This window comes from Citrobacter sp. Cf118, from assembly GCF_030334095.1.
Taxonomy (GTDB): Bacteria; Pseudomonadota; Gammaproteobacteria; order Enterobacterales; family Enterobacteriaceae; genus Citrobacter; species Citrobacter freundii.
Window position 1 is genome coordinate 122171 of record NZ_JAOWES010000085.1, and the last position, 13624, is coordinate 135794.

The 13624-nt window shown below is 53.6% G+C and carries 12 protein-coding genes and 1 tRNA gene; 1 reads left to right on the plus strand and 12 read right to left on the minus strand.

The window, feature by feature from the left end; genetic code table 11:
- Positions 1–109: 109 nt before the first annotated feature.
- The 11 genes from purA to nnr all read right to left on the minus strand — a co-directional run bounded on the left by purA (position 110) and on the right by nnr (position 12141).
- Entirely contained in the window at positions 110–1408 is a 1299-nt protein-coding gene (gene purA / locus OGX67_RS13775) for an adenylosuccinate synthase (RefSeq protein ID WP_003025606.1), read from the minus strand.
- Positions 1409–1510: 102 nt separating this feature from the next.
- Complete coding sequence (locus OGX67_RS13780; RefSeq protein WP_003025602.1) at positions 1511–1708, minus strand: DUF2065 domain-containing protein; 198 nt, start codon at positions 1706–1708, stop codon at positions 1511–1513.
- 82 nt (positions 1709–1790) lie between these two features.
- Positions 1791–2795 carry a protease modulator HflC gene (gene hflC, locus OGX67_RS13785; RefSeq protein WP_003025595.1) on the minus strand — a complete coding sequence of 335 codons (1005 nt, stop codon included), beginning with the start codon at positions 2793–2795 and terminating at the stop codon, positions 1791–1793.
- A gap of 2 nt (positions 2796–2797) precedes the next feature.
- Complete coding sequence (gene hflK, locus OGX67_RS13790) at positions 2798–4051, minus strand: FtsH protease activity modulator HflK (protein WP_003025593.1); 1254 nt, start codon at positions 4049–4051, stop codon at positions 2798–2800.
- 189 nt (positions 4052–4240) lie between these two features.
- Positions 4241–5521 carry a ribosome rescue GTPase HflX gene (hflX, locus tag OGX67_RS13795; RefSeq protein WP_003025589.1) on the minus strand — a complete coding sequence of 427 codons (1281 nt, stop codon included), beginning with the start codon at positions 5519–5521 and terminating at the stop codon, positions 4241–4243.
- A 74-nt stretch (positions 5522–5595) separates the two neighbouring features.
- Complete coding sequence (gene hfq, locus OGX67_RS13800; protein ID WP_003025584.1) at positions 5596–5904, minus strand: RNA chaperone Hfq; 309 nt, start codon at positions 5902–5904, stop codon at positions 5596–5598.
- An 84-nt stretch (positions 5905–5988) separates the two neighbouring features.
- On the minus strand, positions 5989–6939 hold the full coding sequence (gene miaA, locus OGX67_RS13805; RefSeq protein ID WP_016149447.1) for a tRNA (adenosine(37)-N6)-dimethylallyltransferase MiaA: 951 nt from the start codon (positions 6937–6939) through the stop codon (positions 5989–5991).
- The gene (gene mutL / locus OGX67_RS13810) at positions 6932–8803 is read right to left on the minus strand and encodes a DNA mismatch repair endonuclease MutL (RefSeq protein WP_257651299.1); all 1872 of its coding nucleotides are present in this window, start codon (positions 8801–8803) and stop codon (positions 6932–6934) included. The genes miaA and mutL overlap by 8 nt, the downstream gene beginning before the upstream one ends.
- Before the next feature lie 9 nt (positions 8804–8812).
- Complete coding sequence (gene amiB, locus OGX67_RS13815; protein WP_016149446.1) at positions 8813–10144, minus strand: N-acetylmuramoyl-L-alanine amidase AmiB; 1332 nt, start codon at positions 10142–10144, stop codon at positions 8813–8815.
- Positions 10145–10160: 16 nt separating this feature from the next.
- Positions 10161–10622, minus strand: coding sequence for a tRNA (adenosine(37)-N6)-threonylcarbamoyltransferase complex ATPase subunit type 1 TsaE (tsaE, locus tag OGX67_RS13820; protein ID WP_003025570.1), 462 nt, complete (start codon positions 10620–10622; stop codon positions 10161–10163).
- Positions 10594–12141, minus strand: coding sequence for a bifunctional ADP-dependent NAD(P)H-hydrate dehydratase/NAD(P)H-hydrate epimerase (gene nnr, locus OGX67_RS13825; RefSeq protein ID WP_071687236.1), 1548 nt, complete (start codon positions 12139–12141; stop codon positions 10594–10596). Before nnr ends, tsaE begins: the two co-directional genes overlap by 29 nt.
- On the opposite strand from nnr, the gene queG reads away from it, so the two are divergent.
- The gene (gene queG, locus OGX67_RS13830; protein ID WP_003025567.1) at positions 12140–13279 is read left to right on the plus strand and encodes a tRNA epoxyqueuosine(34) reductase QueG; all 1140 of its coding nucleotides are present in this window, start codon (positions 12140–12142) and stop codon (positions 13277–13279) included. The two genes, nnr and queG, sit on opposite strands and share 2 nt — an antisense overlap.
- 269 nt (positions 13280–13548) lie before the next feature.
- Here queG and OGX67_RS13835 read toward each other — a convergent pair.
- Positions 13549–13624 (minus strand) — tRNA-Gly (locus OGX67_RS13835).

Genomic DNA, 13624 nt, shown 5'->3' on the forward strand with positions numbered 1-13624 from the left:
AAAAAGCGAGGAACTTACGTGATTTTAAGCCGGATTCTGATGCAAAGCACCTTATCCGGCTTGAGATATTGCAAGCGCAGCGCCATTCGACGCCACGCTATAACCAGAATTATGCGTCGAACGGGTCGCGCAGGATCATGGTTTCAGTACGGTCTGGGCCAGTTGAGATAATATCAATCGGCACACCGGTCAGTTCTTCAATACGCTTGATGTAGTTCAGTGCAGCCTGCGGCAGACCGCTACGTTCCTTCACGCCGAAGGTAGATTCAGACCAGCCCGGCATGGTTTCGTAAATCGGCTCGATACCTTTCCAGTCGTCTGCTGCCAGCGGAGTAGTCGTTACTTCACGGCCATCCGGCATACGGTAAGCGACACAGATTTTCACCTCTTTCAAACCGTCCAGTACGTCCAGTTTGGTCAGGCAGAAGCCAGACAGGGAGTTAATCTGTACTGCACGGCGTACAGCAACGGAGTCCAGCCAGCCGGTACGACGGCGACGACCGGTGGTCGCACCATACTCGTTACCTTGTTTGCACAGGAACTCGCCAACGTCATCAAACAGTTCAGTCGGGAACGGACCCGCACCTACACGAGTAGAGTAAGCTTTGATGATACCCAGAACGTAGTCCACATAACGTGGGCCCAGGCCGGAGCCGGTTGCCACGCCACCTGCGGTGGTGTTGGAGGAAGTTACGTACGGATAGGTACCGTGGTCGATATCCAGCAGCGTACCCTGCGCACCTTCAAACATGACGAAATCGCCACGCTTACGCGCCTGGTCCAGCAGATCGGAAACATCAACAACCATCGAGGTCAGGATGTCGGCGATAGCCATCACATCATCCAGCACTTTCTGGTAGTCAACTGCTTCAACTTTATAGAAATTCACCAGCTGGAAGTTGTGATATTCCATCACTTCTTTCAGTTTTTCAGCGAAGGTTGCTTTATCAAACAGATCGCCAACACGCAGACCGCGACGAGCTACTTTGTCTTCATAAGCCGGACCGATACCACGACCGGTAGTACCGATCGCTTTCTCGCCACGCGCTTTCTCACGAGCGTTATCCAACGCAACGTGATAATCAAGGATCAGCGGACAAGCTTCAGACAGCAGCAGGCGCTCGCGAACCGGGATACCACGATCTTCCAGTCCTTTCATTTCTTTCATCAGCGCGGACGGAGACAGAACAACACCGTTACCGATGATGCTGATGACATTCTCGCGAAGAATACCTGATGGAATGAGATGGAGGACGGTTTTTTCACCGTTGATTACGAGAGTATGGCCTGCGTTGTGACCACCCTGGTAGCGCACAACATATTTAGCCCGTTCAGTCAGAAGATCGACGATCTTCCCTTTACCTTCGTCACCCCATTGGGTGCCCAGTACGACGACGTTGTTACCCATTTTTCAAAATCACCGTTTGCTTAAAAATGGATTCTACCACCGCTTTTTCAGATATACAGCACTTTTTGCATGCGAAAATCCGCAAATTAGTCTACTTATTAATCAGCCAATCGTTTTCCTCAACATGTAGTAGACCACAACGCCCGCAACCACAAGACCTCCACCAAAACGACGCAAAATATTTTCGGGAAGTTGCGCCATTGCAGAGATCATTTTCTTCCATGCGCTGGGATAAAGCATCGGACCCAGTCCTTCCAGCACCAAAACCAGCGCGAGCGCCAGCAAAATTGTTGAATTCATCCATCGCCCTTATATAAAAAGAAAACCACCGCATCCCTGGAGATGCCGGTGGTTTTGCTGCTTTAAAACCGCTGGAACGCGATTAGCGTGTCGCGGAACTCGGTGTCTTCATGTAACGGAAGAAATCGCTGTCCGGACTCATGACCATCACGTCCTGGTTGCCTTCGAAGCTCTTCTCGTAAGCACGCAGGCTACGGATGAAGGCGTAGAAGTCAGGATCCTGACTAAATGCATCGGCAAACAGCTTAGCGGCTTCTGCATCGCCTTCACCGCGCATGATACGGCCCTGACGCTCAGATTCTGCCAGCGTTTTAGTGACTTCATAGTCCGCCGTTGCACGCAGTTTTTCCGCCTCTTCCTGACCTTGTGAACGATGGCGACGCGCTACCGCTTCACGCTCAGCGCGCATACGGTTGTAGATAGCCTCGGACACTTCAGCAGGCAGGTTGATTTGCTTAATACGCACGTCAACCACTTCGATGCCCAATGCCGCCATACTGTTCGGGTTGATGACCGGTACTTTACCGTTCGTTTCAGCCTGAACACGTTCAGCCGCTTCGGCAATCGCGCTATCTGCTGCCGGAGTCGCCACTTCATCTTCCGTGCCAGCAGAGCCGGAGTTCAGCGCGTCACGAACTTCCAGGGTCAGACGACCGCGGGAATCGGTAACGATGTCCTTCACGTCCAGACGACCAATTTCAGAACGCAGACGGTCAGAGAACTTGCGTTTCAGCAGGACTTCCGCCTGAGAAACATCGCCACCGCCCGTTGCCAGGTAGTAACGGCTAAAGTCACTGATGCGCCACTTGATGTAGGAGTCAACAATCAGGTCTTTCTTCTCTTTGGTAACAAAGCGATCGGCCTGGTTGTCCATGGTCTGAATACGCGCATCGAGCATCTTCACAGATTCAATAAACGGAATCTTGAAGTGCAGGCCTGGTGCAACGACCAGCGGCTTGTTTTCATCGTCACGCAGAACTTTACCAAAGCGCAGAGTAATGCCGCGCTCGCCTTCTTTGACCACAAAGACAGACATGAACAGAACTACCAGAACGATGATGATAATCGCAATAACTGACTTACGCATCGTTATTCCCCCTGACGCTGGTAGTCGTTACGCTGCGCATTCGCGCGGCGTTGGTCCATAATATCGCCCTGACTGGTGGACGATGTATTGCTTGCTCCAGTGCTGGAAGTCGTTGCTGGCGGCAGACGCAACAGGTTTGAACTGCTGTCAGTCTTTGCTGCTGGCGCACTACCACCTTTCAGCATTTGATCCAGCGGCAGAACCATCAGATTGCTGCCTTTATCGTTAACCAGGACTTTGCGGGTATTGCTCAGCACTTTTTCCATGGTTTCGATATACAGACGCTCGCGGGTAATTTGCGGTGCGGCTTTATATTCCGGCAGAATTTTTGCGAAGCGAGCCACTTCACCCTGTGCTTCCAGGATGGTCTGAGTCTTATACGCACGCGCTTCTTCCAGAATACGCTGAGCCTGACCGTTTGCACGCGGCTGAACTTCGTTGGTGTACGCTTCTGCTTCACGAATGTACTGCTGTTCGTTTTCACGTGCTGCGATAGCATCGTCAAACGCGGCTTTTACTTCTTCCGGCGGACGTGCTGCCTGGAAGTTGACGTCCAGCAAGGTGATACCCATGTTGTACGGACGGATTGTTTCTTCCAGTTCCCGCTGAGTATCGCTACGAATAACGGTACGCCCTTCGGTCAGGATACGGTCCATGGTGTATTTACCGATAACCCCACGCAGGGCGCTGTCAGTTGCCTGACGCAGACTGTCATCCGCACTGGTTACGCTAAACAGGTAACGCTGCGGATCGGTCACGCGGTACTGTACGTTCATTTCGACGCGCACGACGTTTTCGTCAGAGGTCAGCATAACGCCGGATGCGGCAAGTTCACGCACGGCTTCAACGTTGACCGGTGTCACCTCATCGATAAAGGTCGGTTTCCAGTTCAGACCCGGTTCAACCAAATGGCTGAATTTACCGAAGCGTGTCACCACGCCACGTTCCGCTTCTTTAATGGTATAGAAACCGCTAGCCGCCCAGATAATGACGATGGCGGCCGCTGCGATAGTAAAGACTCGCCCGCCCAGTTGCGGACGCGGGCCTTGCGATGAACTACCGCCGCCAGAACCAGTACCTTTACCGCCACCCAGACCACCGAGCTTTTTACTCAGTTTGCGGAAGATATCGTCCAGATCGGGAGGCCCCTGCTCGCGACCACCTTTGTTTCCATTTCCCTCAGGGTTGCCGCCAGGTTTGCTGCTTCCCCAGGGGTCGCGGTCTTGTCCGTTATTACCGGGCTGATTCCACGCCATTTTTGTGCTCCATATTTGTTATGCGATGCTATACCTGCGTCTTTTGCGCTGCCGATGCGTTGGCTGCGTCCCTCAACTCCAGTCACATAGTTGACTATGCTCCTGGAGATTTCAGGACTTGCCGCCTTCCTGCCGCACAAAATCCACAAGGTATAGAGGCGAAAAAATCTTCAGGCCATATCCGTCAGATCAGACAACATAGTCTTCCAGTGCCGGTTCTTGTTTACAGAGGCGACGCCAGTCTACGATCGGCATACGAACCTGCAGACCTACGCTGCCGTCTTCCTCCATCCACTCTTTTTCTATTGCCTGAAGTTGATAAAACCGGCTTCTCAATCGCCCTTCCTGCGGCGGCAAACGCAACGTATGCTGCGCCACCTCACCGGAAAGTCGCTCAGTCAAAGCCTGAAAAAGTTGTGGTATACCAATCCCCGTTTGCGCTGATACCCAAACGCGAATGGGTTTATTCTCTTCATCTCTATCGATACGCGGCTCAAAGTCATCCAACATATCGATTTTATTCATCACCAGCAGGGTCGGGATCTCATGTGCATCGATCTCTTCGAGCACCGTGTCGACTGCCTCGATGTTTTCCTGCACACGAAAATCTGCAGCATCAATAACGTGCAGCAGCAATGTCGCCTGACGTGTTTCCTGCAAGGTGGCTTTAAATGCCGCCACCAGGTCGTGCGGCAAATGGCGGATAAACCCTACGGTATCCGCCAGCACGGTCTCACCCACGTCCGCCACGTCTATGCGGCGCAGCGTTGGGTCCAGAGTCGCAAACAGCTGGTCCGCTGCATAAACCCGGGCTTCGGTGATCTGGTTGAACAGGGTAGATTTTCCGGCGTTGGTATATCCCACCAGTGATACGGTTGGGACATCCGCTTTCTTGCGCGACTGCCGCCCCTGCTCACGTTGCTTTTCAACTTTTTCCAGGCGCGACTGTATTTGCAAAATGCGATTACGCAGCAAACGACGGTCGGTTTCGAGCTGGGTTTCACCCGGACCGCGCAAACCAATCCCGCCCTTTTGCCTTTCAAGGTGGGTCCAGCCACGGACCAGACGCGTAGCCATATGGCGCAACTGCGCCAGCTCAACCTGCAACTTACCCTCATGGGTGCGCGCACGCTGGGCAAAAATATCTAAAATAAGACCGGTCCTGTCGATTACAAGACACTGGCACAACTGTTCCAGGTTACGTTCCTGGGCGGGGCTCAGAGCATGATCAAAAATCACCACCGCAGCGCCAGTCGCTTTTACGGCTTCGGCAATTTCGATTGCCTTACCTTCACCAACAAAATACTTCGGGTGCGGTGCTTTACGGCTCCCGGTAATCACCTGCATTGCTTCGACACCGGCGGAAGAAACCAGAGATTCAAACTCCTGGAGGTCTTCCATATCTTTGTCTTGCGAAAAATAGATGTGTACCAGTACCGCCTGCTCACCGGCATCATAACGGTCAAACAAGCGTCAACCCCTTAATATAAATCAACGGGGAACGCAGGATCGCTGGCTCCCCGTATGTAAAACAGCTAATAACCTTATTCGGTTTCTTCGCTGTCCTGTTGCGCAGATGAACCTTGCGCGTTGCTACCGTGATGGTAGTTGCTGCCAGTGCCGCCGGTGGCATTATTGCTGTGATGAGAAACCGGACGAGACGGGACAACAGTAGAAATCGCGTGCTTATAAACCATCTGGCTGACCGTGTTTTTCAACAGGATCACGAACTGATCAAAAGACTCGATTTGACCTTGCAGCTTAATACCATTCACCAAATAAATAGAAACTGGAACACGTTCCCGACGCAATGCGTTCAGGAACGGATCTTGTAAAGATTGCCCCTTAGCCATTCTCTCTTTTCCTTATATGCTTATTTGTACTTTGAACCTTTCGATTCTGAAAAATTGCGCACGATACGTTTCAATTGTACACATTCAGTTCGCGATAGCACCAACAACCTGTAATACTTCGTTTCGCGCCAGGTCAGGCTTTTCACTGTCAAGCCAGTGCACCCCTTCCCAACCACGCAACCAGGTTACCTGTCGCTTCGCCAACTGCCTCGTGGCGCAAACACCTCTATAAACCATTTCATCGTATGAAATTTCACCTTCAATGTATGACCACATCTGGCGATACCCTACACAACGAATGGAAGGCAAATCCGTATGCAAATCTCCACGGGCAAAAAGCGCCCGGACTTCTGCTTCAAAACCTGAAGCTAACATCTGATGAAAACGCTGCTCAATTCGCTGATGGAGCAGTTCACGGCTCGCCGGGGCGATTGCAAACTGATGCACCTGATACGGCAAAGCATCTCCTGACGTTTGCGTCAGCTCCGTTAAAGTTTTACCCGAAATGAAAAAAACTTCCAGTGCCCGGGAAAGTCTTTGCGGATCATTTGGATGAATACGCGCCGCAGCCACCGGATCGATGTCCTGAAGCTGTCGGTGTAACGCGTCCCAACCCTGCTCTGCCGCCTGCTGCTCAATTCTGGCCCTGACTTCCGGGTCCGCCGACGGTAACGGCGACAGCCCTTCAAGCAAGGCTTTGAAATATAACATTGTGCCGCCCACCAGCAACGGGATACGCCCCGCGGCGGTGATGTCGGCCATCTCGGCTAACGCATCGCGACGAAAATCCGCAGCGGAGTACGCTTGCGACGGATCGCGAATATCCAGTAATCGGTGCGGCGCGGCCTGTAATTCATCTGCATCGGGCTTGGCTGTACCGATATCCATCCCCTTGTAAATAAGGGCGGAATCAACGCTTATCAACTCTATGGGCAAAACTTTACGCAATTCAATTGCGAGTGCCGTTTTACCGGAGGCCGTTGGCCCCATCAAAAAAATCGCCTTTGGCAGGCTCGCCTTACGGGTATCACTCATGTTTCAGGGCATTCATTACCGAATGTAAATCAACAGGTTGTAACAGACCACCCGGCGGTGCCTTCACGAGTTGTGGGCAGAGCCGCTCAACATCCGCTAACAGCGTAATCGCCTGTGCCATACTCCACTGTGGATGCTCGCTAATCAGGTTACGTGCGATCCACTGCGCAATATTGCCCGGCTCGAATACGGATTGCTGCGCCAGGTAGCCTATCAGTTCAGGAATCAAGATTTGTAAATTTTGTTGGCGTAAGGGTAAAGGCACCGCCCGGATGGTCACATGCTGCGCATCCAGTTGAAATTCAATGCCCAGCTCAGCCAGTTGGCTCTGTCCTTTTTGCAGCGCCGCTTTTTCATCGGCGTTGACTTTTAACCGTAAAGGGATCAGCAACGGCTGGGCGCAAACGGTCCCCTGGTCCGGCGTTAATTGCGCCTGACGCAGCCAACGCTCAGCCACCGGTAATGCCAGCAACCGAATATGGCCATCGCACTCGAGTAACGCACAGTCTGCACCGACAATCGTTAGCACCCGGCCAAAGCCCTGACTGCTGCCACTCAGAGGTGCCGATGATGTTTCAGAGACCGGCGTTTTACGCGTTGGAGCCGGCGTCTGCATCAGTTTCTGATAAATTTCGCCCTGCTGCTTTTGATATCCGGGTTGGGCATGAGGCCAACTGGCCCCCGCCTGACGGCCTGCGCCACTACTGCCGTTTCCAGCGCCAGCGGATGCTGAGTACCGCGGTGTTGCAGGTTCACGCGCGGGGGCCGGCTCGGCAAAATGGTTACGTCCGGCAGCAACACGGTTTTCCGGAATGTGCCTTGGAGCGGGTTCGTCGTCATCAGCCAACGGCAGCGGCGTTTCAAGCTGCTGTTGCAGGACGCTCAACACGCCCTGGTAAATAAAATCGTGCACCAGGCGGGATTGATGGAAACGGACCTCATGTTTAGCTGGGTGTACGTTGACATCCACTTGATGCGGATCGATTTCCAGATACAGCACAAAAGCGGGTTGTTGATCGGCTCCCAGCTTATCTTCACAGGCCTGGCGGATAGCATGGTTGATCAGCCGATCTCGCATCATCCGACCATTCACATAACAGTACTGGATTTCTGCCAGTGCTGCCGTTGTGTGATTAGGATCGGCCACCCAGCCACGCAGCGTTAAATCACCATGCTGCCATTCAATCGCCAGCGCATGCTCCAGAAACGGCGTGCCGCAAATCGCGCCCAGCCGGCGCTCTTTCTGCCCATCCACGGCCACTGCCCGGTACTGACGCACCACTTTGCCGTTGTGAGACAAATTAATCGTCACATCAAAACGCGCCAGCGCAATGCGGCGAATAATCTCGTCGATATGATTAAATTCAGTTTTCTCGGTGCGCATAAATTTGCGCCGCGCCGGGGTGTTGTAGAACAGATCTAACACCTCCAGTGTGGTTCCCACTGGATGCGCAGCAGGTTTTACCGTCACATCCATGTCGCGCCCTTCAGCATAGGCTTGCCAGGCCTCAGGCTGCTCTTGTGTGCGCGATGTCAGGGTTAAACGAGACACGGAGCTGATACTTGCCAGCGCTTCGCCACGAAATCCGAGGCTCACGATGGCCTCAAGATCGTCAAGCGAGGCTATTTTACTGGTGGCATGACGCGCCAGCGCCAGCGCCAGCTCGTCTTTTTTAATCCCGCAGCCGTTGTCACGAATACGGATAAGCTTCGCGCCGCCGCGCTCAATATCGATATCAATGCGCGTCGCACCGGCATCGATGCTGTTTTCCACCAGCTCTTTCACCACTGACGCAGGCCGTTCTACCACCTCGCCTGCGGCAATCTGGTTCGCCAGCTGTGGCGGTAGAACCTGAATCGGCATGGCTAATCCTTAATTTGTTAACGTGTTACCCGGCGATATGGCGCTGGCGGTTTGCGCCGGCGCGCCCTGCGGTCCGGTTTGCATCGGGTGCGCCTGGAAATAGTTACGCAATCCTTTGTATATCGCCTCAGCCAGTTGCTGCTGGTAATCATCGCTCGCCAACAGACGTTCTTCGCTGTTGTTACTGATAAAGCCGGTTTCAACCAGCACAGACGGGATATCAGGCGAACGCAGTACGCCAAGACTGGCGTGTTCCGGACGGCGCTTATGCATCGAACCAATACGTTCTAACTGGCCGATCATGCTGGTCGCCACATCATACCCGACGCGCTGCGAATGACCGAACTGCAGATCCAGTACGGCCTGGCTGAGATAAGGATCGGACTGGCTGTTTGCCAGCACATCGCCCGCGCCGCCCAACAGCTCCGATTGTTTTTCGTGCTGTTCCAGCCAGCCGGCCATCTCACTGTTCGCCCGACGGTTCGACAGCACCCAAACGGAAGCACCTGTGGCATCACGGTTTGGCGCGGCATCCGCGTGAATAGAAACCAGGAAATTGGCGTTTTGTTTACGTGCGACGTCCGAACGCCCCATCACCGAGATAAAGTAATCGCCATCACGGGTGAGTACGCCTTTAAACATTGGGTCATCATTGAGCAAGCTGCGCAGTTTACGCGCCACGGCAATCGTGACGTTTTTCTCACGCGTGCCTCCAGGGCCAATCGCCCCCGGATCCTGCCCGCCGTGTCCGGCATCAATGGCAATAACCACTTTTTCACCGCTGCCGGTGCTGGCGCGCGCCGCAGGTCGTGTGGAGGTATTACTGTTGGTCACCATCGTGGTGCGATCGTTCTCTGCTTTAAACGGGTTACGCGCAGGCTCGGCAGGACGAGGGGCGACAACCGGCGTTTCAACACGCTTAACAACCACTGGAGGTGGAGGCGGTGGCGGTGGCGCATCAGCTTTGATGGTAAACACAACGGTATAATTGCCGCCGTTCTGTCGTTTAACGGCTTCGGCCTTGCCGTTCTCGGTTAAATCCACCACCAGACGCAAGGACTGCGCATCTTTTGGCGTGCCGGAGCGGATAGATTTCACCAGATTATTGCCGCTAAACAGCAGCGGTAATCCCTGAATCACTCCGGTTTGTTTTATATCCAGCGCGACGGTGCGTTTCCCGTCCTGGCTCACGGCGTATTCAGGCTCGCCAATAAAGCTCAGCGTAATCCGCGCCTGTTGATTGCCATTGGAAACCTGAAGATCGGAGAGGCTGGCGGCCCCTGCCTGCGCGCACAGCAGGACCAGGGTTGCCATCAGCCAGTTTCTGATGCGATAAATCATCCCGCCACCCTTAAGGTTATTCGGCTAAACGCGCCAGCAATAATTCACCCGATGAGGAGACTGCGCTTACGCGCGCCTCCCGACCTTGCGCCTGATATTCAATGTGTATTTCGACGTCCGGGTCTGGCAGTACACCTTTACCTTGTTGCGGCCATTCCACCAGGCAGATGGCATCATTGGCAAAATAATCGCGGATCCCCATAAATTCCAGCTCCTCCGGGTCCGCAAGTCGGTATAAATCGAAGTGATAAACCATCAAGTTATCGAGTGAATAGGGTTCAACCAGCGTGTAGGTGGGGCTTTTTACATTACCTTTATGACCTAACGCTTGCAGAAATCCCCGGCTGAAAGTGGTTTTACCCGCCCCCAGGTCGCCGTACAAATATATAACCGTCGCGCCGTCACAGGCTTTGGCTACCCGCAGTCCCAGGTCTAAAGTTGCCTGCTCATCAGGTAGTGGAATTACTCGATTCATCATGATAAACGTCAATCACATCAGGGTTAACAATACGCTGTAGCGTGGTAAAGAGATCTGTCGCCAGCATGCCGCGCGTACCAAAACGCACCGCCAGCACATCCGCCGCCGCTCCGTGCGCAACACATCCCGCACATGCTGCATCATACGGGGTAAGCTTCTGTCCGAGCAATGCGCCAATAATACCGGAAAGCACATCTCCCATTCCGCCGCTGGCCATCCCTGCATTGCCGGTATCAATAATACCTAACTCAGCCTGTTCAGCAGCAACAACCGTACCCGCGCCTTTCAGCACTACCACGCCTCCGTACCGTTTTACCAGACGTTGTGCACAAAGTAAGCGATCGTCTTCAATTTCTGCAATGGAACAGCCCAGCAGTCGCGCGGCTTCACCTGGATGCGGCGTGATCACGCGATTGTGACGTTTATCGGGGTTGATTGCCAGCAGGTTCAGCGCATCCGCATCCCAGAGCATCGGTTTGCGAAAATTCTCCACTTTTTGCAGCGCTTTTTTGCCCCACTCCTGCTGACCAAGACCTGGTCCTATCACCACAACATCCGCCCATGCCAGGCTCTCTTCCAGAGTCTGCGGCGTCAGCGCATCGACCATCAGTTCTGGTCTGGCAGTCAGAACAGGCGCAATGTTCTCACTGCGCGTCAATACTTTGACCAGCCCGGCTCCCGCACGCAACGCCGCTTCACCGGCCATACGTATTGCACCTGCCGTGCCGTGGTCGCCACCGATAATCACCAGCCGACCGTGGGAGCCTTTGTGTGAGGTGGGCCGACGCGGCGTTAGCCAGTGCGCAAGCTGTTGAGCATCAAAACGTTGCAGCGGCGCGTTCTGCCCCGCCAGCCAGTCGTCCAGCCCAAGAGCATTAACATGCAGACGTCCGGTGACATCGCGTGCTTTACCGGTGAGCAGACCTGGCTTGAGCGCAATAAAGGTAACGGTATGCGCAGCGTTGATGACTGCCCCCGGCGTCGCCCCCGTCTGCGCCAGCAGGCCGGAGGGAATGTCGATTGCAATTGTAGGGGCTGGGTGGCTATTGGCACGTTCGATCAACGCCGGGAGAGGTTCACGAGGCGCGTTTTTTAAGCCAGTACCTGACAGCGCGTCGATAATGACGTCCACGCTGTCTGGCCAGTTAATATCAGCAGCATGAATAACGCCACCGGCGTTAAGCCAGGCGTCGTGCGCCTGCTGCGCTTCCTCGGGGAGCGGTTTATCACCCTCGTGCGCCAGCAACGTAACATTAAAACCCTGCGCTTTGGCAAGTCTTGCCACCACGTAACCATCACCGCCGTTGTTGCCGTGACCACATAGCACCAGCCAGTGTTGGGCGTTCGGATAGGCCTCGCGGGTGACCTGAAACGCCGCCTCTCCCGCCCGTTGCATCAGCTCATACAACGTCAGCCCTAAACTGTCTGCCGCCTCTCGCTCCATACGCCTGATGTCATCGGCGTGCCAGATGGAGTGTGGTATACTTGCGGGGTTTTTCTTCATTGTATGGTCCGTCATGTCAGAGCCCCTCGATCTCAATCAGTTAGCGCAAAATATTAAGCAGTGGGGGCTGGAGCTTGGCTTTCAGCAAGTCGGTATTGCCGATACCGACCTCAGCGAAGCAGAGCCCAAACTGCAGGCCTGGCTGGATAAACAATACCACGGAGAGATGGACTGGATGGCCCGTCACGGCATGATGCGCGCCCGCCCCCACGAATTATTGCCCGGTACGCTACGTGTCATCAGCGTACGTATGAACTATCTTCCTGCCAAAGCGGCCTTTGCCAGCACGTTGAAGAACCCTTCTCTGGGTTACGTCAGCCGTTACGCGCTTGGCCGCGACTACCATAAGCTGCTACGTAACCGCTTAAAAAAGCTGGGAGAGATGATTCAACAGCACTGCGCTTCGCTGAATTTTAGACCTTTTGTCGATTCTGCGCCCATTCTTGAGCGTCCTTTGGCTGAAAAAGCCGGGCTTGGCTGGACAGGTAAGCACTCACTAATCCTCAATCGCGAAGCCGGTTCATTTTTCTTCCTCGGGGAATTACTGATCGATTTACCCTTGCCGGTCGACCAACCAGCAGAAGAAGGATGCGGGAAATGCGTCGCCTGCATGACCATCTGTCCCACCGGGGCCATCGTTGAACCCTACACCGTAGATGCGCGCCGCTGTATATCTTATCTCACTATCGAACTGGAAGGCCCGATCCCGGAAGAGTTTCGTCCATTGTTGGGGAATCGAATTTACGGCTGCGATGATTGCCAGCTCATTTGCCCGTGGAACCGCTATTCACAGTTGACGACAGAGGATGACTTCAACCCGCGCAAGCAGCTTCATGCTCCGGAGTTAATAGAGCTGTTTAGCTGGAGCGAAGCGTGGTTTTTAAAAGTCACGGAGGGGTCTGCCATTCGTCGTATTGGCCACCTGCGCTGGCTGCGAAATATCGCCGTTGCGTTGGGTAATGCCCCCTGGGATAACGCAGTTATTCACGCGCTGGAAAGTCGCAGAGGTGAGCACCCACTTCTCGACGAACATATAGACTGGGCGGTTGCTCAGCAAATCGAGAAGCGAAATGCCTGCGTAGTTGAGGTGCAGCTACCGAAGAAACAACGTTTGGTCAGGGTCATTGAGAAGGGTCTGCCGCGCGACGCTTAAGTCATCCACAGCTTGTGTATAAAAATAAAAACACATTGATATTCAAGAGGGAAAAAATCGTCAAGTGATCGCACTAACAATTTGAAATGATAATTAAACCAATAATTTCAAATATTTAAAATGATACTATTTACCCGGCGAAGTTTTTTTCATTCCAGGAATAATACCCGAACCTGTGGATAAGTCTGTTTACAAGAGTATGTCAATGACGAAACAAAACGTCCCCAACGCGATTATTCGTTGTGGATATTTTTATTGGGGTAAGAATTTGGAGCGGGAAACGAGACTCGAACTCGCGACCCCGACCTTGGCAAGGTCGTGCTCTACCAACTGAGCTATTCCCGC

Bases quoted from the DNA above. Each gene is read 5' to 3' on its own strand.
- purA (WP_003025606.1), bottom strand. From the start codon at position 1,408: ATGGGTAACAACGTCGTCGTACTGGGCACCCAATGGGGTGACGAAGGT.
- OGX67_RS13780 (WP_003025602.1), bottom strand. From the start codon at position 1,708: ATGAATTCAACAATTTTGCTGGCGCTCGCGCTGGTTTTGGTGCTGGAA.
- hflC (WP_003025595.1), bottom strand. From the start codon at position 2,795: ATGCGTAAGTCAGTTATTGCGATTATCATCATCGTTCTGGTAGTTCTG.
- hflK (WP_003025593.1), bottom strand. From the start codon at position 4,051: ATGGCGTGGAATCAGCCCGGTAATAACGGACAAGACCGCGACCCCTGG.
- hfq (WP_003025584.1), bottom strand. From the start codon at position 5,904: ATGGCTAAGGGGCAATCTTTACAAGATCCGTTCCTGAACGCATTGCGT.
- miaA (WP_016149447.1), bottom strand. From the start codon at position 6,939: ATGAGTGATACCCGTAAGGCGAGCCTGCCAAAGGCGATTTTTTTGATG.
- mutL (WP_257651299.1), bottom strand. From the start codon at position 8,803: ATGCCGATTCAGGTTCTACCGCCACAGCTGGCGAACCAGATTGCCGCA.
- amiB (WP_016149446.1), bottom strand. From the start codon at position 10,144: ATGATTTATCGCATCAGAAACTGGCTGATGGCAACCCTGGTCCTGCTG.
- tsaE (WP_003025570.1), bottom strand. From the start codon at position 10,622: ATGATGAATCGAGTAATTCCACTACCTGATGAGCAGGCAACTTTAGAC.
- queG (WP_003025567.1), top strand. From the start codon at position 12,140: ATGTCAGAGCCCCTCGATCTCAATCAGTTAGCGCAAAATATTAAGCAG.
- nnr (WP_071687236.1), bottom strand. From the start codon at position 12,141: ATGACGGACCATACAATGAAGAAAAACCCCGCAAGTATACCACACTCC.